Here is a 21577-nt window from a genome sequence, read left to right as displayed (position 1 = left end):
AAAGGATTCATAACGGTTCTGCCGCATCATTTCTGCCAAGTTGGAGAAAATGATGCTGCGGCTAGCGCGCCACCTTTCTGGCATGATCGGCGCCCGACGGCTGGCGGTCGTTCTGGGCGTGCTCGCTTCCTTTGCCATCGTCGTCAGCCTTGCGACCGTGCTCGTCATGATGGCGCTCGGGTTCCTTGCGAACCGGGCGAACGAACTCGACGCGGAACGCACACGCCAGACCGTATTCGGCGCGCTCTCTTCCATGCGCAGTTCCATTGTCACCACCGTGCGCGACTATGCCGTCTGGGACGACGCGGTCACGGCCGTCTACGGCACACCCGACATGCCGTGGCTGATTGCCAATATGGGGCTTGCCACCGAGGGCGGGCCGCTCTTCGATACGGTCTTCCTGGTCGACGAGACGGGCAAGACGATGCTCGCCTACCGCAACGGTGCGCCCGTCGAGGCCGATGCACGCAGCTATGGCGGCGCCGTCTTCCTGGAGATGCACCGCAAGATCCTGCGCGCCGGGCTGGAGCCGGGCGCGGAACTCGGCGTCTTCCTGCAAACGCCGGATGGGCCTGCGGTCGGTGCCGCCTCTGCCATCCGGCCGGTTTCCAGCGCGGTCGAGGCTCCGGCAGAGGCGTTGCGCACGCTCTTCATCATCCGCCACCTGACACCCGCTCGCATTTCCCGCATTGCCGATAATTTCCTGATCTCGGGCCTGCTGCTGGCGGAATCGGCTCCTTCGAACGGCCCTGCCGTGCCCCTTGCCGATCCGGATGGAAAGACCCTCGGCTTCCTTTCCTGGACGCCGGATGCGCCAGGTAACCAGAGCTATGCGCAGGTGCGCCCGCTCGTGCTTCTGGCGCTCGCCGGAGTCGTCGTCTTCTTCGCGCTCCTCGTGCTGACCGGTGCCGCCTTCGCCATACGCCTCAAGGCGGATGAAAACACGGCGCGGATCCAGGCCCTCACCGACAGGCTCAGCGGCCTCAGGAACCGCACCGGCCTCTATCTCGGCCTTGACGAACTGACCGCCCGCGCGAGGACGGAGGAGCGCGACGTCGTGATGCTCTATCTCGATCTCGACGGCTTCAAGGACGTTAACGATTTCTACGGCCATGCGGTCGGCGACCGGCTGATCCGCGGGGTCTCGGCCGGGCTTTCCCGTCTCGTTCCGGCCAAGGCCATGCTGGCCCGCATCGGCGGCGACGAATTCGCCATTGCCTTCATCGACAGGCTGGACGGGCCGGAGGCCGAACACCTCACCCGGTCCATCCTGGATTTCTTCTCCGAACCCTTTTCGATCGGCGAGCGCGTCGCCGTGGTCGGCGCCAGCATCGGCATTGCCGTCTCGCGCAAGGGGGCGGTCGGGGGCGAGGAGCTTCTGCGCCGGGCGGATGTCGCCATGTACCGGGCCAAGCATGCCGGCCGCGGCCGCGCGATGTATTATGAAACGCTGATGGACGATGACCGCGACGAACGGCGGGAAATGGAGGAGGCGCTGCGGGCCGCGGTGGCCCGCGGCGAGATCGACGTCGTGTTCCAGCCGATCGTCGGGGCGCGGAGCCGGACGATTTGCGGTGTCGAGGCGCTCGCCCGGTGGTCTCGCGGCGGAACGAAGCCGGTGCCGCCGGATGTCTTCATTCCGCTGGCGGAGGCGACCGGCATCATCGATACGCTCGGGCCGCTCGTCCTCAAGCGGGCCTGCGCGGCGGTGCGTAACTGGCCGGGCATCGACATTTCGATCAACGTCTCGCCGGCGCAGTTCCGCAATCCCTATTTCCCCGACCAGGCGCTCGGCATCATCGCGGAGGCGGGCATCGCGCCGTCCCGCGTCACGCTGGAGATCACCGAGGGCTATTTCATCCAGAATCCCGGCCGTGCGAAACTCGTCATGGACCGGCTGAAGGCCGGCGGCGTGCGCATCGCGCTCGACGATTTCGGTGCCGGCTTTTCCAGTATCGGTTATCTCATCCGCTTCGGCTTCGACCGCATGAAGATCGACCGCTCGCTCACCATTGCCGGGGAACAGTCGCCGAAGGGCGGGGCGATGCTGCAGGCGACGGTGGCGCTCGCCGCCTCCTTCGATATGCCGGTAACGGCAGAGGGGGTGGAGACGGCCGAACAGGCCGCGTTCCTGCATCTGTGCGGCTGCGACCAACTGCAGGGTTATTTCTTCGGCAAGCCGATGAGCGAGAGGGCGATCAGCGACCTGCTCGCCCCGCCTGCCGACGTCGAGGCCGCGGCCGGCTGACTATTTGCCGAGGTGGCGTTCGCCGCGCTTCCTTGCAAGATCCATCTGCATCTGCCGTTGGCGGAAGCGCAGGCGATCCTCCTCGCTGCGCGTCGCATGGCAATGCGGGCAGGAGACGCCGGCCTCGTAGAGCGGCGAGGCGATCTCTTCCGCGGTCAACGGATGGCGGCAGGCGCGGCAGAGCTTGTGCTCGCCCTCTTCCAGGCCGTGCAGAACGGAGACGCGCTCATCGAAGACGAAGCAGGCGCCTTCCCAGAGGCTGTCCTGCGCCGGCACCTCTTCGAGATATTTCAGGATGCCGCCCTTGAGATGGTAGACCTTGTCGAAGCCCTGCTCTTTCATGAAGGCGGTCGCCTTCTCGCAGCGGATGCCGCCGGTGCAGTACATGGCGATCTTCGGCTTGTTGTGCAGGCCGGTATTGCTCCGCACCCAGTCCGGGAACTCGCGGAATGTCTTCGTGTTCGGATCGACCGCGCCCTTGAACATGCCGATCGCCGTCTCGTAATCGTTGCGCGTGTCGATGACGATCGTCTCGGGATCGGAGATCAGCGCGTTCCAGTCCTCAGGCGCCACATAGGTGCCGACGGAGCGCGTGGGGTCGATGTCCTCGACGCCCATGGTGACGATCTCCTTCTTCAGCCGCACCTTCATGCGCAGGAAGGGCATCTCGCCCGCATGGCTCTCCTTGTGCTCCAGCGCGGCAAATTCCGGCTGGCTGCGCAGGAAGGCGAGCACCCGGCGGATGCCATCGGCGGGGCCGGCGATCGTGCCGTTGATGCCCTCATGGGCGAGCAGCAGCGTGCCGCGCACGCCGTTCTCCTCGCAGAGCGCCTGCAAGGGCGCGCGCAACTTGGCAAAGCGCGGAACCGAGACGAAATGATAGAGCGCGGCGACAAGGAAGCCGCTGGCCGGGACGGGCGAAGAAATCTCTTGGGTCATGGCCGCCACATACAACCTTGCCGCATTTCAGGCAATGCGGCGCAGCGGCTCAGGCAAGCTGGTGCAGCCGCGCGCCTTCACTGATGCCGAGTGCCATGGACTGGTTGGAATACTGGCTTTCGCCCGTCACTTCCCGCCCCACCCAGTTGGGCAGCTCCGGTTCGTCATGGATCGAGGCAAGCTCCACCTCGGCGATCACAAGCCCGCGATGGACGCCTTCATAGACGTCGACTTCCCAGATGTGGCCCTCGTGCGGTACCTTGTAGCGGACTTTCCGGATGACATTGCCGATGGCATGGCGCAGCATGTCCTCGGCCTCGTCGCGGTCGATCTCGAATTCGTATTCATCGCGCACCAGCGCGGTATGGCCGACCTTGAGGGTAATGCGTGCCTGCCCGTTGCCGTAGATGCGGACCCGCAGCGATCGGTCGTCCTGGGCCACAATGTAGGCTTGCCGTATGGCGATTCCTTCGTCTGCGAAGGTGCGCCACCGTTGGCCCGATACCAGAAACTTCCGCTCGATCTCTTTCGCCATAGGCTCGCTTTCGCTGTTGGAGATGGGCTTGGGCGAGGGAAACACTACACGATAAGTCTGTCATGACAAGAGAAGCCTTCATGCTTTAGGCTCGACACGACGTCGCAGACGCGCTATTCGGGTCACAATTCAATCGTTTTAAAAGGTCGTGCCATGAGCGAGAAGAACGCCAAGCTCCTTTCCGTCCTGAAGCTGCAGCCGGTCGTGCCGGTGCTGGTCATCGATGACCTTTCGAGCGCCGTTCCGCTGGCGCGCGCGCTGGTGGCAGGCGGCCTCAAGGCCATTGAGATCACGCTGCGCACGCCCGCCGCGCTGGAGGCGATCCGCGCTGTCGCCAACGAGGTCGAGGGCGCCGTCGCCGGTGCCGGCACGATCCTCAACGCGGCGCAGTTCGAGGCGGCCGTCGAGGCCGGCTCGCAGTTCATCGTCAGCCCCGGCACGACGCAGGAGCTGATCGACGCGGCCGCCGACAGTGATATCCCCCTGCTGCCGGGCGCCGCCACCGCCAGCGAGGTCATGGGCCTTCGCGAGGAGGGCTACCAGGTGCTGAAGTTCTTCCCCGCCGAGCAGGCCGGCGGCGTCGCCTACCTGAAGTCGCTGTCCTCGCCGCTCGCCGGCACGCTGTTCTGCCCGACGGGCGGCATTTCGCTTGCCAATGCCCGCGACTATCTCTCGCTCCCCAATGTCGTCTGTGTCGGCGGTTCCTGGGTGGCGCCGAAGGACCTCGTCGCCAAGGGCGACTGGGCGGGCATCACGAAGCTCGCCGCGGAAGCGGCGGCGCTGAAGGGCTGAGGCAGGTTCAGCGGATTTGCAGACGGGCGGCCCTTGGTCGCCCGTTATGCGTTTGTAATTGCGGTCGTGCATTCCTATCTTGCCTTGCTGTCGGCCCTTGCGATGACAAGAGAACAAGCGAAACGGAGACCGCCCATGTTTGACGCCAAGAAGTTGCTTGACCAGTTCCTCGGTTCGCAGGTGCCCGGCGCCGGCGGGTCCGTGCGCGACCGCGCCGGCCAGGTGACGCAGCTCGCCAAGGACAACCCGCTTGCCACCATTGCGATTGCCGGCGTCCTGCTCGGAACGGATGGCGGGCGCAAGGTCGCCGGTTCCGCGCTCAAGCTCGGCAGCCTCGCCGCCATCGCCGGCCTCGGCTACCAGGCCTACAAGAACTACAAGTCCGGCCAGAACCCGGTCGAGACCACGCAGGGCGCGACACCGGAACTCTTGCCGCCGCCGACCGATTCCGGTTTCCATCCCGAGGCCGTCAGCACCGATTTCGCCCTCATCCTCGTGCGCGCCATGATTGCCGCCTCGCGTGCCGACGGCCATATTGATGAGGCCGAGCGCGCCCGCATCATGGACAAGCTGAAGGTCTCCGGCCTTGGCGCCGACGCGGCGCAGTTCCTTGAGGATGAGCTTGCCAACCCGGTCGATCTCGACGCGATCATCGCCGCGGCCAAGACCGAGGAGCAGCGCGTCGAGCTCTACACCGCCTCGCGCCTCGCCATCGAGCCGAAGTCGCGTGCTGAACGCGGTTACCTCGATCTGCTCGCCGGCCGCCTCGGTCTGCCGGACGCACTGGTCGACCATATCGAGGCGACGGTTTCCGCCGCCACCGTCTGAACCTTTCGGGGGAGCGGCCGAACGCCGCTCCCCGTTTTGCGCATTGCGCGGGCAGGGCGCCTGCTCTATCCCTTCGGCAAGACCGAAGGAGAATTCTCATGCGCGATCTCAAAGACTGGAAAGGGTGCCCGGCCCCGTCGCCCGTCGCCCTCGAAGGGCGCACCGTGCGTCTGGAGCCCTATGAGCGCGCGAAACATCTCCAGGCGCTCTGGGATGCGTTCGGCGGCATGCAGATCAATCCGCTGCTGCGCTATTTCACGCAGGCCGATTTTGCCGGTATCGAGGATTTCGATGCCTGGTCGGAATCGGTCATCAAGTCCGGCTGGGTGCGCGAGGTCATCATCGACAAGGCGGCCGGCAAGGTCGTCGGCATGGCGCATTACATGCGGCCGGACCCGGCGAACGGCGTGGTCGAGATCGGCGGCATCGCCCATGGCGGCGGCATGTCCCGCTCGCCGCTTTCCACCGAGGCGCAGTACCTGCTCGCCAAGCACGTCTTCGAGGACCTCGGCTATCGCCGCTACGAGTGGAAATGCCACAACGGCAACGCGGCCAGCAAGCGCACCGCCACCCGCCTCGGCTTCACCTTCGAGGGTGTCTTCCGCCAGCACATGCTGTCCAAGGGCGAGAACCGCGACACCGCCTGGTTCTCGATCATCGACGGCGAATGGCCTGTTCTTGCCAAGGCCTTCGACGCCTGGCTCTCGCCCGACAATTTCGATGCCGGCGGCCAGCAGAAATGTCGCCTCGAAGACATCCGCGCCGAGATCAAGGCGGGCGCGGCATGAGCGGGGAGCGCAAGGGCAAGTCGCCGGCGCTGGCCGCGCTCTTCATCCTGCTCGGAACGGGCGTGGTGTTCTATTTCCTGCCGAGCGTGATGATCGCGCTCGGCGACGTCTCGCCGTGGCTGGCGGGCGTCTTCGGCACGCTGCTCGTGCTCGGCTTCTTCCTGCTCTTCTGGCTCCGGGCGCGCTACCAGCGCAGCCGTGGCAATTAGCGCGCCGTCTCAGCCCTGCAGCGCGGCGCCGAGCAGCAGCAGTCCCAGCACCATGACCAGCGCGGCGCCGCCGATCTCGATGGCGCTGCCGACGCGGGCGGCCGCCGAGCCGTTGCCGGCGAAACGCACGGCCGCGCCCTTGGCCGTGACGGCGAGGGTGGCGAGGATGGAAACGGTGATGGCCGTGCCGATCGACATGGCGACGACGGCGAGTACGCCGCCCAGATAGAGGCCGTTCAGAAGCGCGAAGCTGAGCACGATCAGCGCGCCCGAGCAGGGCCTGAGGCCCACGGCGACGATGGCCGACCAGGCCTCGCGCAGCGCAAAGCGCTCGCCCTTCAGCAGCGAGGGATCCGGCGCATGGGCATGGCCGCAGGTCGAGCAGATTTCACCGGCATGGTGGTGGTGATGCGCATGGCCATGGTGGCCATGATCGTGCACCTCGACCGCCTGTGCGCCGAGCGCCGAGGCCCGGCGTTCCGCCGGCCGCAGCTTCCTGAAGAGCAGCCAGGCGCCGAAAAGGGCGATGAGGGCATAGCTGCCGATTTCGAGCGCGCGGGTGGCATCGGTCATCGAGACCGTGGTGCCGCGCAGGAAGAGATAGGCCGCGCCGACGAGCAGGATGGCGACGATGCCCTGCAGGATCGAGGAAAGGAAGGAGAGCAAGACGCCGCGCTTCAACTCTATCTCGTTCGCCAGCATGTAGGAGGAGATGACGGCCTTGCCGTGGCCGGGGCCGGCGGCATGGAAGACGCCGTAGGCGAAGGAGAGGCCGACCAGCGTCGAGGCTGCCCAGGGATTTTCGCGCATCTCCTTCAGTGCGCCGGTCATGGCGCGGTAGAAGCCCTGCTGCTGCGCGTTGATCCAGCCGAACAGGCTGCCGAAGGTGCCCGTCGTGTTGAAGCCGGGTTCGGCCGAGCCGATACCGAGCGGCGACTGGGCGTGGGCAAGGCCGGCGGTCGCGGCGATTACGAGCGTCAGCGTGAGAAGGGCGAGAGCCCGGCTGCGGGTCAGCATGTCAGCTCCAGACGGGTGGCGAAGAGTTTCGACATGTCGGTGCCGGCCGGGTCGTTGAAGAAGGCTTCCGTCAGGCTGTCCTGGTTCTGGGCGAGCACCTCGTCCGGGTCCGGCCGCACGACGGCCCGCTTGCAGGCGGCGAACTTGTCGCCGACGGCGATGAGGTCGTCATCCGAGGCGAAGTCCATCGCGGCGTACATGGTGGGATCGTAGACGCCGAAGGTGAGCGTGCCCTTGAGCGGCATGGTCTCGCCCGGCTTGACGGTGAAGAACATCAGGAGCTGGCCGTCCTTGTAGTCGACGTTGATCGCGTCGGGCTTGGCGACCTTGATGGTTTTGCCATCCTCGGTGATCGTCGTGTAGTAGCTGAACTCTTCCAGCGATTCGAGCACGGTCTGGCCGACTTCCGCCAGTTCGTCCGGGTCGAGTTCGGCATTGCTGTTCTTGTCGAAGTCCATCACGACGCTGGCCGAGAACATCTCGTCGAAGCGCCAGACATTGCGCAATTCGCTGACCGTGCCGTCCTCGCCGGCCACCACCTCCAGCCGCGCCTCCGCGAAGATATGCGGATGGGCGAGGGCCGCAGCCGGGGCGATGATGGCTGCTCCGGCAACGAGGAGGGGGAGGAAGCGCATGGGGTATGTCCTCTCGCGGCGGCGTTCAGAATCGACCGGTTGAATGTAACGCAAATGGGTCGGAATTGGGACCTTCGCCCGGTCGCCTCAAGCCTCGATGCCGGGATTGCGGCGGAACCAGCCGTGCAGGAAGTCGACGAAGGTGCGCACCTTCGCCGGCAGGTAGCGGCGGTGCGGATAGATCGCGTAGATGCCGCGGTCCGTCGGCAGGTAATCCTCCAGGATCGAGACGATCTTGCCGTTGTCGAGGCAATGGCGGGCGATGAAGGCCGGCACCTGCGCGACGCCGAGGCCGCTCGCTGCCGCGCGCACCGCCGCCGTCGGGCTGTTCACCTCTATATGGCCGCCGACCGGCACGGAAAAGCCCGTGCCCTTCTCGTCGATGAAGCGCCAGTTGCTGTGCGACTTGCCATTGGTGTCGATGATGCAGGGCAGGCGGGCGAGGTCGCTTGGATGGTTGATCGGGCCGACCCGTTCGAGAAATTCCTCGCTGACGCAGATCTTCAGGTAGAAGTCGCCGAGCTTGCGCGCGATGAGGGCGGAATCCTCGAGCCGTGTGATGCGGACGGCGACGTCGAAGCCTTCCTCGACGAGATCGACGAAACGGTCGTCCGAGATGATTTCCAGCGAGAGTTCCGGATGCTCCTTGCCGAAATCGATGAGCGACTGGCCGATATCGGCGTCGACGAAGGTGCGCGGGGCGGAGACTTTCAGCTTGCCGCGCAGGTCCGTGTTCTTCTCGCGCACGAGATCGGCAAGGTTGTCGATCTCCTTCAGGATGTCGGAGGCGGTGCGATAGTAGGTATGGCCGGCCTCGGTCATCGAGAACTGGCGGGTCGTGCGGTTGAGGAGGAGCGTGCCGAGCTCGTCTTCCAGTTCGCGCACATATTTCGACAGCAGCGCCTTGGAGCGGCCGGTCTTGCGGGAGGCGGCGGAAAAGCCTTCGGCGTCGACGACGTCGATGAAGGCGCGAATTCGGGTCAGAGTATCCATGTGTCCCCATTCGGCTGCGGCCGAAACGGTGGCCGGTGCGTTATCAGCATTCTCTAGAAAACCAGTCCGGCGAATGTCGTGGCTGCCGGAATATTTTCAATAGCATTTCGCAAAAAACCTCTTGATTACGACAGCGATTCTTCTTATCTCCCGCCTTGCCCAAAGTCGCACGTGCCTGTGGGTGTCCGCCGACCCTCGAATTGGTGAGGAAATCGGTAAGGTACCTGGAATTAACCCCTCCAGTCGTTTCTCCGGCCAACCGGAAGAGCGAGGACATCTTGAAGCAACGACGGTGCGGGCCTTTCTGGTGTCTGCCGGCTTTCCAACAGCCGGGGTTACTGAAGAGGCACACCTTCATTGCCGGACGTGCGGTCGGGTTCTCCCGCCAATCCATGGCAGACAAAGCCGAATTGAAGCCTAGGCGGGCTTCGGTTCACCGTTCGCGCATGATGCGCATGCTTGGTTCCGGGGTCTCCACCGGCTGGTTCCAGAGCGTGCCTGCATTCTGCCCTTTGTCCTCCGGGGTTTCCCGGAGCAACCTGGATATGGGGAATACCGAGATGACCTCTGCACGTATTATCGACTTCCTGAACACCCGACGTCCCGACGGCCCGTGCCTCGTGGTCGACCTCGATGTCGTGCGGGACAATTTCAAGGCCTTCCGCCACGCGCTGCCCGACAGCGCCATCTACTATGCCGTCAAGGCCAACCCGGCGCCGGAGATCCTGCGCCTGCTCGCCTCCATGGGCTCCAACTTCGATTGCGCGTCCGTCGCCGAGATCGAAATGGCGCTCGATGCCGGCGCGACCGCTTCCCGCATCTCCTTCGGCAACACGATCAAGAAGGAGCGTGATGTCGCCAAGGCGCATGCGCTCGGCGTCTCGCTCTTCGCCGTCGACAGCCATGAGGAAGTCGAGAAGATTTCCCGTGCCGCGCCCGGCGCGCGCGTGTTCTGCCGCGTGCTGACCGATGGCGAAGGCGCCGAATGGCCGCTGTCGCGCAAGTTCGGCTGCGTGCCGCAGATGGCCGTGGACGTGCTCGTCTACGCCCACCAGCTCGGCCTGGTGTCCTACGGCGTGTCGTTCCATGTCGGCTCGCAGATGACGAAGCTCGATGCTTGGGATTCGGCGCTTGCCGATGCCAAGCGCGTCTTCGTGCAGCTTGCCAAGCAGGGCATCGAGCTGAAGATGGTCAACATGGGCGGTGGTTTCCCGACGAAGTACCTGCGCGACGTGCCCTCCGCCGAAGCCTATGGCCAGGCGATCTTCGGCGCGTTGAAGAAGCACTTCGGCAACCAGATCCCGGAAACCATCATCGAGCCGGGCCGCGGCATGGTCGGCAATGCGGGCGTCATCAAGGCGGAAGTCGTTCTGGTCTCGAAGAAGTCCGACAACGACAATCACCGCTGGGTCTTCCTCGACATCGGCAAGTTCGGCGGTCTCGCCGAAACCATGGACGAGGCGATCCGCTACCCGATCCGCACCGTGCGCGATCAGGATGCGATGGAGCCCTGCGTGCTCGCCGGCCCGACCTGCGATTCGGCCGACGTGATGTACGAGAAGAACATGTATCCGCTGCCGATCACTCTTTCGATCGGTGACGAGGTCCTGATCGAGGGCACCGGCGCCTATACGACGACCTACTCGGCCGTCGCCTTCAACGGCTTCGAGCCGCTCAAGGCCTACGTCATCTGACCACCTGGCGCTCCCGTCCCTGCGGGAGCGCCAGCCTTCACAATTTGTTCCGGATACCGTTTGAATCGGTTTTGAGTGCGGGAGGCCCAGAGATGGCCACTGTTCTTGATTCTGTCCGCGCGTTCTTCGCGCATGCTGCCTTCGCCATCGACCGGGAAAACGCCGGCGACGTCGTTGCGCGCGAGCGCCTGCTCGACCGCGTCATGGGCGAGGCCCGCTTCCGCAAGTCGTCGGAAAAGATCCGCCGGGGCCGCATGCCGGCCGAAGGCCTCGCGCTTGTCGCCCGCGATGCGGATGGCCACGTCATCGGCACTGTACGGCTGTGGAATGTCGAGGCGGGTGTCGATCCGGACGGCAACGCCGTGCCGGCGCTGCTGCTCGGTCCGCTCGCCGTCGATTGCGAACATGAGGGCAAGGGCATCGGCGGCGCGCTGATGCGGGCGGCGATCACCGAGGCGCGCGATCGTGGCCACGGCGCGGTGCTGCTGGTCGGTGATCCTGAATATTACGAGCGCTTCGGCTTCTTCGCCGACAAGGCACAACATCTCGTCATGCCCGGCCCGTTCGAGCGCCGCCGCTTCCTCGGGCTGGAGCTGAAGGAGGGCTGGCTGGCCGATGCCGCCGGCGTGCTCGTCGCTAGCGGTCGCCGCCGGGTGGCGGCGGAGCTGCGCAAGGCGGCCTGAGACGGACCGGCGACCTGCCGGCCCTTTGTCTGATGTTTATCATTGTTTTAATTGGATAATTGTCAAGATTGGCGTGCTATTCGCGCCAATCTTCCCATTCGCCTACCGCTGTTTGATCCATCTCAAGGGAGCCTCGCACCCTGCCGCTCCATAGTCGCGCTCGCAAAGACGAGTCGCGTTTGATGGAGAGACGACATGAAGGGACATTGGATGGGGCGTGCCGCCCTTGCCGCCGGTCTGGGGTTGCTGGCTGGGCAGGCGCTCGCCGCCGATCTTGAGGAGCGCATGGCGCCGTCGGAGGCGACCGTTGATTTCGCGGCGCAGAGCCCCTGGCAGATCCGCGTGCGCGGCCTCGGCGTCATCACGAACGATTCCGGTTCGGTGAACGGTATCCCGGGTTCCGACCTCTCCTATTCGGATACGGTCATTCCGGAGCTCGACATTTCCTATTTCTTCACCGACAACATCGCGGCCGAACTCATTCTCGGCACGACCTATGCGAATGTCCATGCGGACGGCGCGATCGAGGGTCTCGGCAAGGTGGGCAAGGCCTGGCTGCTGCCGCCGACGGTGACCCTGCAATATCACTTCACCGATTTCGGCGCCTTCAAGCCCTATGTCGGCGCCGGGGTGAACTACAGCCTGTTCTATGAGCAGTCCGGCTCGGGCAGGTTCTCCAATCTCGACATCGAGAACAAGGTCGGCGCAGCCCTGCAGGTCGGCTTCGACTACATGCTGGACGACCACTGGGGCGTGAACTTCGACGTGAAGAAGATCTTTCTCGAGCCCAAATGGAAGGTCGATTTCGACGGCGCGCCGCTCACCGGCAAGGCGAAGCTCAATCCCTGGCTCGTCGGTGCCGGCGTTACCTACCGCTTCTGACGACGAGATTCCGAAGCGCCCGCCCGGTAGGGTGGGCGCCTTCAACATTGCGTGAAAGCCGGCAATCGGCCATGAATTCGCGCCGGCCTGCGCCTATGTGCCATGGCATGAGGACGCACGCTCTTATCGCCGGACTTTCGCTCGCGCTCGCCATCACGCCGCCGCCTGCCGTTCATGCGCAGCAACCGGCCGTCGTGCAGCCGGCACAGACGATCGCCGAGACGCTGGAGGCTGCCGCCGCGCTGTCGCAGCTAAGGGCCGTCGTCGTGGCTCGGAACGGCGAGATTGTCGCCGAGCGGGGCTATGGCGGCCATACGCCGGCCGAAAGCACCAATATCAAGTCCGCTTCCAAATCGATCATCTCCGCCCTCGTCGGCATCGCGATCGACAAGGGCCTGCTGGAAGGCGTCGACCAGCCGATCGCGCCGATCCTTTCCGGCGACCTGCCGGCGGAACGCGATCCGCGGCTCGATCGCATCACGATCGGCCATCTCCTCTCCATGCAGGCGGGGTTGGATCGCACCTCCGGCGGCAATTACGGACGCTGGATCGCTAGCCGCAACTGGGTGCGTGCCGCGCTCGCCATGCCCTTCGTCGACGAGCCGGGCGGCCGCATGCTCTATTCGACCGGCTCCACGCACCTGCTTTCGGCCATCCTGACGAAGGTCGGGGGCAAATCCACCCTGCAGCTTGCGCGCGACTGGCTGGGGCCGGTCGAGGGCTTTCGCATCGGCGCCTGGGACCGCGACCCGCAGGGCGTCTATCTCGGCGGCAACCAGATGGCGATGAGCACCCGCTCGCTGCTGGTCTTCGGCGAGCTCTACCGCAATGGCGGGCGCACGGCCAGGGGCGAGCAAGTCGTGCCGGAAGACTGGATCCGCCGGTCCTGGACGTCGCGCACCAATTCCCGCTTCTCCAACGACGGCTACGGCTATGGCTGGTTCGAACGCGTGATCGGCGGCAAGATGGTCCATTTCGCCTGGGGTTTTGGCGGCCAGATGCTCTATGTCGTGCCCGATCTCGGCCTGACGGTCGCCATGACCTCCGACGAGAGCGGGCCGTCCGCGCGCTCCGGCTATCGCGACGAGCTGCACGACCTCCTGGCGAAGATCATCGGCACGGCGGAGGGCTGAGGCTGCCCGGGTCGCCGCGCGGCGGGAGAAGGCAAGGGATCCGGCAAGCGCCAGCAGCGCGCCGCAGATACGGTCGAGCCGGCGGCGGATTTGACAGGAGGCCGGCAAGGCCTTATGTGCGAGGGCAAGGGTGAGAGCCCCTGCCGTCCGCGAGCGCAAGCTTTGGTGAAGTCTCTCCTTCAGAAAATCGGTCTTCCAGCATCAGGCATGCGAACCGGTGGCAATGCGGGCTCCCTCCGAAAAGACGCATGCACCGACTGGAGATCCGACATGCGTTCATCATCGACGCCCCTTCCATCGCTTGACGCCCTGAAAGACCAGGCAAGGCGGCTGCGCGCCCGCTTTTGCGAGGACGGCCAGGCTCTTTCCCATTCCCGTGCTCTCGAACTCGTCGCCGCCCAATACGGCTTTCGCGGCTGGAACACGTTGCATGCGGTCGTCGGCAACCGGCCGCCATTCAATCCGTGGATGCTCGGCGCGCGCGTGCGCGGCCACTATCTCGGCCAGCCTTTCGATGCGCAGGTGCTGGGCGTGCAGGCGCTGACCGGTCAGCCCGGCCGTTACCGCATGGTGCTGCATTTCGATGAGCCGGTCGATGTGGTGACCTTCGACAGCTTTTCCGCTTTTCGCCAGCGCGTGCATTGCACCGTCGATGAAACGGGCAGGACCATGGAAAAGACCTCGAACGGCCGGCCGCATCTCGAACTCGAATGGTGAGGCCCTTTGGCTTGCGCAAAGCCGCTGCACACCGTTGCTGAAGCGGCTTCAGAAGGAACCGGCAAACCGCACTGCAAGGCCGTCGACCGTGAAATCGGCGGCCTTGTCGTTTTCGCGGCGCACGAGATGGCTGTATTCCAGCGCCACCGTCGCGCCCCTTGGCAGCCTATAGGTCAGCGTGGCGGCGGCCGATTTCGTGCGCGTGCGGTAGTCGTAGTAGAGCCAGTCGCTATAGGCCTGCTCGTAGGCGAGCGTCAGCGTCAGTTTTTCCGTCACTGCCTTTTCCAGCGAGAGGCCGATCATGCGCATGTCCTCGGCGAGCGGATCGTCGATATCGGCGAGCTGGAGGTCGCGCGCCAGTTTTGCCTTCAGCACGGCCTTGTGCGGCAATTGCCAGGTCACTTCACCCTTGAGGAAGGGGCGGGCACGCTCGACGGTCTCGCCGAGATGGGGGCTGGTTATGCCGACGACGCCGGCCTCGGCCATCAGGGTGATGCCGTTGCCGTAGACCCGGCCATAGGCGAGCGAGCCACGCAGGGTTTCGGCCGGAAAGCGACCGAACGTCTTGCGCTCGGCACCGGCAATGTGGCTTGCCCGGTATTGCAGCGTCGCGCCCACCTCGCCGCTGAGCAGCGGACGGATATGGCCGCCGGTGACGTCCAGCAGGCTGTATCCGGCTTCGAGCTGGGTCGGCTTCAGGCCGGTGAGCGTGAAATGCGCCTTGCCGCGGTCGAGGTTCGAGAGGGCCGCGGTCAGGTGATTGCGGCCGCCCCAATGGTCGGCCGTCAGGCCGGCGCTTGCCGTCGCGAAGACATCGTCCTTGCGGTAGCCGATCAGCGCGCCGGGCAGGGCGAGAAAGAGATCGCCGTTGCGCCGACGTTCAAGGCCGCCCTTCAACGTCAGCTTCACCGCCTTGCCGACATCATAGGCGTAGCCGACTTCGAATCCGGCCGTGCGCTGGTCGGCGAAACGGTATTTCGGCACGCGCCGGGCGCTCGTGCTCAGCGCATAGGCCAACTGGGAGTCCTCCAGCGCCAGGCTGCCGCGCAGCGCGAGTTTCGCCTCGCCGAAAGCGGCCGAAAGTTGGGTCGGATCCTGAAAAATATTCGAGCTCCAGCCCATGCCGACCTTGTAATCCACGGTTGAATCGGCTTCTGTCGGGTTGTGCCAGGCCAGTATTGAAGCTGCGCAAAGCAAGCCACCAAGGAAGCGCATCGAATTCTGCCCCTGTCCGTTTCTGGAACAGAATCCTAGAGTTGCATGGTTAAAAATTCCCTCAGTAGTTGATTTTCAACTGAAAAGTCTGATTTATACTACCTTTGATTGCTTTAAGTTGGGAATTGTTAAACTTGTCTACGTTATGGTTAACTGTTTGCTATGACTGGGAAATCCGGTTGAGTAAAACAGCGTTTATATTACCTTCGATTGCGTACCAGTGAGGTACACAACCGAAGGAGAGAGAGCATGAACAAGACCCGCATCATCGCCATCGCAACCGTCTTCGCAATCGCCGGCGCCGGCCAGGCATCGGCCGGCAGCCTGCTCGGCGGCCTCGGCATCCTGAACAACAACAAGACAGGCGGTGTCGTGATCGCCCCGAGTGTCGGCGTCGGGGTCGGCGATATCCTCAGTGACAATCGCGGCAACAACGTGCTGAACGGCGTGCTCAACGGCACCTTGTCGGGCATCCTCAACGGCAACACGCTGGGCATTCTCGGCGGCAGCGACTGCGGTTGCAAGAAGCCCAAGCGCTGACCGCATTCATCCCCGCCCGTGCGGTCAGCGGGACCCGGGAGAGCGCCGCTCTCCCGGGTCTTCCCGTTTTCAGGGGAGGCGGGTGACGGTTCAGTCGATCTGCTGGTCCATCGTCACGGCCGGCATCTCGTCTGCCGGGTGGACGCGGACGATCCTGGCGGGAACGCCGGCGACGGTCGTGTGCGGCGGAACGGGCTCCACCACCACGCTTCCCGCGGCGATCTTGCTATGAGCGCCGATCTCGATATTGCCGAGGATCTTGGCGCCGGCCCCGATCAGCACGCCGCGGCGCACCTTCGGGTGACGGTCGCCCTTGTCGCGGCCCGTGCCGCCGAGCGTGACCTGCTGCAGCATCGAGACGTCATCCTCCACGACGGCCGTTTCGCCGATGACGATGCCGGAACCATGGTCGAGCATGATGCCGCGGCCCATGCGCGCGGCAGGGTGGATATCCAGGCCGAAGACCAGCGAGGCCTGCGAGGCCAGCCAGCGCGCGCCTTCCATGCGGCCCGCGTGCCAGAGGCGATGGGCGAAGCGGTGGACCTGCAGGGCCTGGAACCCCTTGAGATGGAGGAGGACGGTGAGCGGATCGGGATTGGCCGGGTCGCGCGTGACGATCGCCAGGAGATCGGCCTCGGTCTCTTCGAGAAGCGTACCGTCTTCGATGGAGGCAAGGACGTTCGCCGCAAGTGCCCGGTCGCCGGCCGCGTGGGCGAGCCGCGCGGCGAGCGTGCCGATCAGCATCTGCCGGCCCGTCGTGGCCGCTAGGATGGGGCGAAGCAATTCGGCAAGATGCGGCTGGTCGTCGGCGCGATGCTGCGCCGCGGCCCGTATGTCGGTCCAGATCCGTCTTTCCGGATGCCTGGCGACGGGGGAGGCAAACTTGATCACCTGACGCGCCACGGTGCCGCTCCTATCCCGCAAGATCGATGACACCACAATCGCCGGCTTCGCTGGCGAAAGCCAGAAGTTTTCCGTTCCTGCTCCAGGCCATGGAGGTGATGGCGCCCTTGCCGGGGCGGCGCAGCAGCACCTCGCGGCTGTCGGCGAACCGGGCGGCGAGCACCATGCCGTCGGAATAGCCGATGGCGACGACCTCTTCCGCCGGATGGCAGGCGACGGATGTCACCATCACATCGGCACGGGTGCCGAGTTCCAGCGGCGGCTTGCCCATCGGGCCATCCTTGGCAGAAAACGGCCAGACGATGGCTGCCGGCGCGCCCGACGAGGCGAGCCACTTGCCCTTCACCGACCAGGAGAGCGACTTCACCTTGGCCGGATAGCCCGTCATGCGCATGTGGCGGGTGTCGGCGCCGGGCTTGGTGTCGAGCTTCCAGCCGTGCAGGGCGTTTTCCTGCATGCTGGTGACGACGAAGCGGCCGTCGGGGGAGAAGGTGATGCCGGTGTGGGCGCCCTTCCATTCCAGGTCGACCGGCTGGCCGGCCATCGCCACCCAGTGCAGCGAGACGCCATTGTAGCGCGCCACGCCGATGCGCAGGCCCTTCGGCGCGAAGGCGATGCCCTCGACCGAGCGGCTTTCGGCAAATTCCTTGATCGTGCCGTCGGCAAGGCGGACGCGTGCCGTGCGGCCCTCCGCGAAGCCGACCGCGCCCTGCGGGCCTGCGGCAACGACGGAGATCCATTTGCGCGGCACTTCGGCAAGAAGCGTCGCGGTGCCGTCGGCGGCGATACGCTGCACCTTGCCGTCCTCGCCGCCCGTGATCACCGTGTCGTTCGCTTCGTCCCTGATGCAGGCGAGCAGCCCGTCATGCGCTTGCGTGACCTTCTGACCGTGGTCGAGGCGGTGGATGGCGCCGGAGGCGGTGGCGAAGAACGGCACGTCGCCGAGAAAGGCGGCCGCGACGACGTGGTCGTCGAGGTCGAGAGGCGCGACGGTCGGCATCAGGTCTTGTCTTTCATGCGCAAAATGGCATCCGGGCGGCGCATAACATGTCTTGAAATCATGCTTGCTGCGCCTCGCAGGCCTTGAAGGTGCGCTCGATCTTCTCGCGGTCGAGGTCGCGGCCGATGAAGACGAGGCGGCTTTCGCGCTTCTCGCCGTCCTTCCAGGCGCGCTGGTGGTCGCCCTCGACGATCATGTGCACGCCCTGCACGACGTAGCGTTCGTCATCGCCGGCAAAGGCGATGATGCCCTTGAGGCGCAGGATGTTCGGGCCGTCCGTCTGGGTGATCTTCTGGATCCACGGGAAGAATCGGTCCGGGTTCATCTCGCCGCCGCGCAGCGAGATCGACTGCACCGTCACGTCATGGATCGGTGAGACGCCGTGGTCGTGGTGATGGTGGTCATGATCATGATCGTGGTGGTGATGGTCGTGATCATGGTGGTGATGATCGTGGTCGTGACCATGATGGTGATGGTCATGGCCGCAATCGGGGCCGCAGACATGGTCCGGATGGTCGTGGTCGAGGAAATGCGGATCGTTTTCCAGTGCCCGTTCCAGGTTGAACGCGCCCTGATCGAGAATCTTGGTGAGATCGATTTCCGAACGGGTGGTGCGATGGATGCGGGCCGACGGGTTGATCACGCGCACGGTCGCCTCGATCCGGGCCAGCTCTTCCGGGCTGACGAGGTCGGTCTTGTTGATCAGCACGACGTCGGCAAAGGCGATCTGGTCCTCGGCCTCCCGGCTGTCCTTCAGGCGCAGCGGCAGGTGCTTTGCATCGACCAGGGCCACGACGGCATCGAGTTCGGTCTTCTGGCGCACGTCGTCGTCCATGAAGAAGGTCTGGGCGACCGGCACCGGATCGGCAAGACCCGTCGTTTCGACGATGATGGCGTCGAAACGGCCGGGGCGGCGCATCAGGCCCTCCACGACGCGGATCAGGTCGCCGCGCACGGTGCAGCAGATGCAGCCGTTGTTCATTTCGTAGATTTCCTCGTCGGATTCGACGATGAGGTCGTTGTCGATGCCGATCTCGCCGAATTCGTTGACGATGACGGCGTATTTCTTGCCGTGGTTGTCGGTCAGGATGCGGTTGAGCAGCGTCGTCTTGCCGGCGCCGAGATAGCCGGTGAGCACGGTGACGGGAATGGGCTTGGGGAGGGCTGTTTCGGTCATGGGAACCTCGAGCGATGGCGGGGACGCGTGCAGCATCCGGTTGGCGTCTGATATAGGAGATCGCACGGGCCAGCGCAAATGCGATCCGGCCTTTGTTGCCTGCAAAACCGCCCGGCGCTTCTTCAGCGCAGCATCTTCACGTCGAAGGCCGCGATGTCCTCGAGAAGCGCGACGAGGCCGCTGAGGGCATGGGCAATCAGGACCTCGCCTTTCTCTGCGGTTGCCGCCGCGGCATTTCCGGAAACGCCCTTTGGGTTGAGATCGGACATCTTCCAGCCGAAGGCATGCGGGCCATAGGCGCGCAGATGGGCAAAGCGCGCGACAAATTCCGCCTGCCGCGAGCCGAAATGTTCCGCCTTGTCCATGCGAACGCGGTCCGGATGCAGGGCGAGCATGACGGAGGTCTCGATATCGCCGCCGTGGATGTCGATCGCCTTGTCCTCCGGCGCGATCCAGCCTTCCGGCTGGCCGAAACGGGTCCAGGCCGTCGCGACGGCAAGCATGTTCCAGCGCACGCGCGCCTCGGTGGCGACGATGGTCATCAGGGGCGAATTGCCGCCATGGGCGTTGAGCAGGACGAGTTTCCGCACGCCCTTTTCATGCAGGGTCTTCGCAATGGCCAGCCATCGCTCCACCGCCTCCGCATAACCCAGCGAGCACGTGCCCGGCACGTCGAGATGCTCCGGCGAATAGCCGACGGGCTCCGTGGGCAGGATGGTGACGGGCAGGTGCGCCGGCAGCACCGCCATCAACCGCCTGACGATGCCCTCGGCGATCAGCGTATCCGTATCGAGCGGCAGGTGCGGGCCGTGGCCTTCATGGGCGCCGAGCGGCAGAATGGCGATCCAGTCCGCGCGGTCCTTTACCGACAGGGCCGGATCGTTGTCGTTCCACCGCATCTTCGGATGCGTCATCGTCTGCCTCTATCCCGTCTTGCCGCCCGACTGTCACATGAGTCATACAAGGCCATGCCCGCGATGCAAGGGTGATGCAGGGAACGGTGAGGCGGAGGCAATCGATGGGCAAGAAGCATAAGGACGGCAAGAAGGGCAAGAAGAAGAAGGGACACGAGGATGTCTCCGGCGCAGGCCTTGCCGCCGCCGTCGTCAATGCGGCCCGCTCCATGCGCACGGTGCTGTCGCGCAATCTTCTCGCCACCGGCCTCTATGCCGGCCAGGACGGTGTGATCCTGGCGCTGGCGGAAGAGGGGGGCCTGACCGCCGGCGCGCTCGCCGCCCGGCTCGGCGTCAAGGCGCCGACCATGACGCGCACGATCGGGCGTCTGGAGGCGCAGGGTTTCGTGGAGCGGCGGCCGGATGAAACGGACGGCCGGCTCACCGTCGTGCACCTCACGCCGGCCGGCGAGGCCTCCGTCGAGCACATCACCGAGGCCGGCCGGCTCAGCGAGCAGCAGGCGGCGGACGGGCTGAGCGAGAAGGACGTGCGCCAGTTGCTCAAGCTCCTGCGCGCCGTCGACGAAAACCTGCATGGCGGCCTGCCGGATGCGCCGCGGGACGTTGAAAAGGCAGTTGCCGACGAGATTTAAACTGTTTAAATAAACGGTTTTAAACGCCGCGTTGCTTGGCGTTCGTCGGGGAGGGGTCGTGGCACAGAAAATCAAGCTTTCCACCATCGCGGAAACGCTCGGCGTTTCCACGGCGACGGTATCGCTTGCGCTCAGGGACAGCCCGCTCGTCGCGGCGTCCACCCGCGACAAGATCAAGGAGCAGGCCCGCGCGCTCGGCTACATCTACAACCGTCGTGCCGCCAGCCTGCGCACCTCCCGCTCCGGCATCATCGGCGTCGTCGTGCACGACATCATGAACCCGTTCTATGCGGAAATCCTGAAGGCCATCGAGAGCGAGCTCGACCGCGACCGGCAGACCTTCATTCTCTCCAACCATTACGATTCGGTCGAAAAGCAGCGCAATTTCGTCGAGACGCTGCTGCAACTCGGCGGCGACGGGGTCATCATGTCGCCGGCCATCGGCACGCCGCCGGAGGATATCCAGCTTGCCGAGGACAATGGCATGCCGGCGATCCTCATCGCCCGCTCGATCGAGGGGCTGGATGTGCCGATCTTCCGCGGCGACGACAGTTACGGCATCTCGCTCGCCACCAACCATCTGATCGGCCTCGGCCACCGGACCATCGCCATGGTGGGCGGGACGGACCAGACGTCGACCGGCCGCGACCGCTACCAGGGTTATGTGAATGCCTTGCGCAAGGCCAATATCGAGGTCGATCCGGGCCTGCGCATTCCCGGTCCGCGCACCAAGCAGGGCGGTTTCGAGGCGGCGGTGCATTTCCTCTCCCTGCCGCAGAAGCCGACCGCGGCCGTCTGCTGGAACGACCTCGTGGCGATCGGCCTGATGAACGGCATCGCCCGCGCCGGCCTCGTGCCCGGCCGCGACGTTTCCGTCACCGGCTATGACGACCTGGAGGAGGCGGCGATCGCCACGCCCGCGCTCACCACCGTCTGGAACGGCCAGTCCGAGGTCGGGCGCAATGCCGCCCGTGCGCTGCTCGACAAGCTCTCGGGCAGCCATGAGCCCGACGGCATCCACCTCATCAAGCCGGAAATGCGCATCCGGCAGTCCACCGGACCGCTCAAGGTCCATTCGGAAGGCTGAGGCATCGGGCAATGGG

Annotated in this window: 23 protein-coding genes; 13 read left to right on the top strand and 10 right to left on the bottom strand. The window is 65.0% G+C overall.

Annotated elements, in window-relative coordinates; translation table 11 throughout:
• Window positions 1-49 precede the first annotated feature (49 nt).
• A complete protein-coding gene (locus EV665_RS07265; RefSeq protein ID WP_245507657.1) occupies window positions 50-2248 on the top strand; it encodes a putative bifunctional diguanylate cyclase/phosphodiesterase in 2199 nt (732 codons plus the stop codon).
• Here the strand turns inward: EV665_RS07265 and trhO are convergent, their stop codons facing one another.
• Window positions 2249-3187, bottom strand: a complete 939-nt coding sequence (trhO, locus tag EV665_RS07260) for an oxygen-dependent tRNA uridine(34) hydroxylase TrhO (RefSeq protein WP_133033572.1) — start codon at window positions 3185-3187, stop codon at window positions 2249-2251.
• Between the two features lie 49 nt (window positions 3188-3236).
• The gene (locus EV665_RS07255) at window positions 3237-3722 is read right to left on the bottom strand and encodes a CYTH domain-containing protein (protein ID WP_064331239.1); all 486 of its coding nucleotides are present in this window, start codon (window positions 3720-3722) and stop codon (window positions 3237-3239) included.
• Between the two features lie 153 nt (window positions 3723-3875).
• Here EV665_RS07255 and EV665_RS07250 point away from each other — a divergent pair, with 153 nt between their 5' ends.
• From EV665_RS07250 to EV665_RS07235, 4 genes are all read left to right on the top strand, one after another.
• The gene (locus EV665_RS07250) at window positions 3876-4514 is read left to right on the top strand and encodes a 2-dehydro-3-deoxy-phosphogluconate aldolase (RefSeq protein WP_133033571.1); all 639 of its coding nucleotides are present in this window, start codon (window positions 3876-3878) and stop codon (window positions 4512-4514) included.
• A 135-nt stretch (window positions 4515-4649) separates the two neighbouring features.
• A complete protein-coding gene (locus EV665_RS07245) occupies window positions 4650-5342 on the top strand; it encodes a tellurite resistance TerB family protein (protein ID WP_133033570.1) in 693 nt (230 codons plus the stop codon).
• 98 nt (window positions 5343-5440) lie between these two features.
• A complete protein-coding gene (locus EV665_RS07240) occupies window positions 5441-6130 on the top strand; it encodes a GNAT family N-acetyltransferase (RefSeq protein ID WP_133033569.1) in 690 nt (229 codons plus the stop codon).
• A complete protein-coding gene (locus EV665_RS07235) occupies window positions 6127-6339 on the top strand; it encodes a hypothetical protein (RefSeq protein ID WP_133033568.1) in 213 nt (70 codons plus the stop codon). Before EV665_RS07240 ends, EV665_RS07235 begins: the two co-directional genes overlap by 4 nt.
• Before the next feature lie 9 nt (window positions 6340-6348).
• On the opposite strand, the gene EV665_RS07230 is transcribed toward EV665_RS07235, so the two are convergent.
• The 3 genes from EV665_RS07230 to EV665_RS07220 form a co-directional block, all read right to left on the bottom strand.
• On the bottom strand, window positions 6349-7356 hold the full coding sequence (locus EV665_RS07230) for a nickel/cobalt transporter (RefSeq protein WP_133033567.1): 1008 nt from the start codon (window positions 7354-7356) through the stop codon (window positions 6349-6351).
• Complete coding sequence (locus EV665_RS07225; protein ID WP_064331233.1) at window positions 7350-7991, bottom strand: DUF1007 family protein; 642 nt, start codon at window positions 7989-7991, stop codon at window positions 7350-7352. The genes EV665_RS07230 and EV665_RS07225 overlap by 7 nt, the downstream gene beginning before the upstream one ends.
• Window positions 7992-8078: 87 nt before the next feature.
• Complete coding sequence (locus EV665_RS07220) at window positions 8079-8984, bottom strand: LysR family transcriptional regulator (RefSeq protein ID WP_133033566.1); 906 nt, start codon at window positions 8982-8984, stop codon at window positions 8079-8081.
• Between the two features lie 560 nt (window positions 8985-9544).
• Here EV665_RS07220 and odc2 point away from each other — a divergent pair.
• The 5 genes from odc2 to EV665_RS07195 all read left to right on the top strand — a co-directional run bounded on the left by odc2 (window position 9545) and on the right by EV665_RS07195 (window position 14093).
• Window positions 9545-10678 (top strand): ornithine/lysine decarboxylase, encoded by a 1134-nt coding sequence (gene odc2, locus EV665_RS07215; protein WP_064332643.1) that lies wholly within the window; start codon window positions 9545-9547, stop codon window positions 10676-10678.
• 92 nt (window positions 10679-10770) lie between these two features.
• Complete coding sequence (locus tag EV665_RS07210) at window positions 10771-11361, top strand: GNAT family N-acetyltransferase (RefSeq protein ID WP_133033565.1); 591 nt, start codon at window positions 10771-10773, stop codon at window positions 11359-11361.
• A 195-nt stretch (window positions 11362-11556) separates the two neighbouring features.
• Window positions 11557-12243, top strand: coding sequence for an OmpW/AlkL family protein (locus EV665_RS07205; RefSeq protein ID WP_133033564.1), 687 nt, complete (start codon window positions 11557-11559; stop codon window positions 12241-12243).
• A 107-nt stretch (window positions 12244-12350) separates the two neighbouring features.
• Window positions 12351-13376, top strand: a complete 1026-nt coding sequence (locus EV665_RS07200; protein ID WP_133033563.1) for a serine hydrolase domain-containing protein — start codon at window positions 12351-12353, stop codon at window positions 13374-13376.
• A 270-nt stretch (window positions 13377-13646) separates the two neighbouring features.
• On the top strand, window positions 13647-14093 hold the full coding sequence (locus tag EV665_RS07195) for a glyoxalase superfamily protein (RefSeq protein ID WP_133033562.1): 447 nt from the start codon (window positions 13647-13649) through the stop codon (window positions 14091-14093).
• 48 nt (window positions 14094-14141) lie between these two features.
• Here the strand turns inward: EV665_RS07195 and EV665_RS07190 are convergent, their stop codons facing one another.
• A complete protein-coding gene (locus tag EV665_RS07190) occupies window positions 14142-15233 on the bottom strand; it encodes an outer membrane beta-barrel protein (protein ID WP_162853000.1) in 1092 nt (363 codons plus the stop codon).
• 324 nt (window positions 15234-15557) lie between these two features.
• On the opposite strand from EV665_RS07190, the gene EV665_RS07185 reads away from it, so the two are divergent.
• The gene (locus EV665_RS07185) at window positions 15558-15848 is read left to right on the top strand and encodes a hypothetical protein (RefSeq protein ID WP_064331226.1); all 291 of its coding nucleotides are present in this window, start codon (window positions 15558-15560) and stop codon (window positions 15846-15848) included.
• A gap of 90 nt (window positions 15849-15938) precedes the next feature.
• Here EV665_RS07185 and cysE read toward each other — a convergent pair whose 3' ends face one another.
• The 4 genes from cysE to EV665_RS07165 all read right to left on the bottom strand — a co-directional run bounded on the left by cysE (window position 15939) and on the right by EV665_RS07165 (window position 19842).
• Window positions 15939-16751, bottom strand: coding sequence for a serine O-acetyltransferase (cysE, locus tag EV665_RS07180; protein WP_133033560.1), 813 nt, complete (start codon window positions 16749-16751; stop codon window positions 15939-15941).
• A gap of 10 nt (window positions 16752-16761) precedes the next feature.
• On the bottom strand, window positions 16762-17751 hold the full coding sequence (locus tag EV665_RS07175) for a WD40 repeat domain-containing protein (RefSeq protein WP_133033559.1): 990 nt from the start codon (window positions 17749-17751) through the stop codon (window positions 16762-16764).
• A gap of 58 nt (window positions 17752-17809) precedes the next feature.
• Window positions 17810-18928: a CobW family GTP-binding protein gene (locus EV665_RS07170; protein WP_064331223.1), complete on the bottom strand. Its 1119-nt coding sequence runs from the start codon at window positions 18926-18928 to the stop codon at window positions 17810-17812.
• 122 nt (window positions 18929-19050) lie between these two features.
• Window positions 19051-19842: a creatininase family protein gene (locus tag EV665_RS07165; protein WP_133033558.1), complete on the bottom strand. Its 792-nt coding sequence runs from the start codon at window positions 19840-19842 to the stop codon at window positions 19051-19053.
• A gap of 104 nt (window positions 19843-19946) precedes the next feature.
• On the opposite strand from EV665_RS07165, the gene EV665_RS07160 reads away from it, so the two are divergent.
• On the top strand, window positions 19947-20474 hold the full coding sequence (locus tag EV665_RS07160) for a MarR family winged helix-turn-helix transcriptional regulator (RefSeq protein ID WP_133033557.1): 528 nt from the start codon (window positions 19947-19949) through the stop codon (window positions 20472-20474).
• Window positions 20475-20532: 58 nt separating this feature from the next.
• Window positions 20533-21561, top strand: a complete 1029-nt coding sequence (locus EV665_RS07155; RefSeq protein WP_064331220.1) for a LacI family DNA-binding transcriptional regulator — start codon at window positions 20533-20535, stop codon at window positions 21559-21561.
• Window positions 21562-21577: the final 16 nt, after the last annotated feature.

This window comes from Shinella granuli (genome assembly GCF_004341885.1).
GTDB classification, from domain to species: Bacteria; Pseudomonadota; Alphaproteobacteria; order Rhizobiales; family Rhizobiaceae; genus Shinella; species Shinella granuli.
The sequence above is the reverse complement of the archived record's forward strand: the minus strand, read 5'-3'. Positions and strand labels throughout refer to the sequence as shown.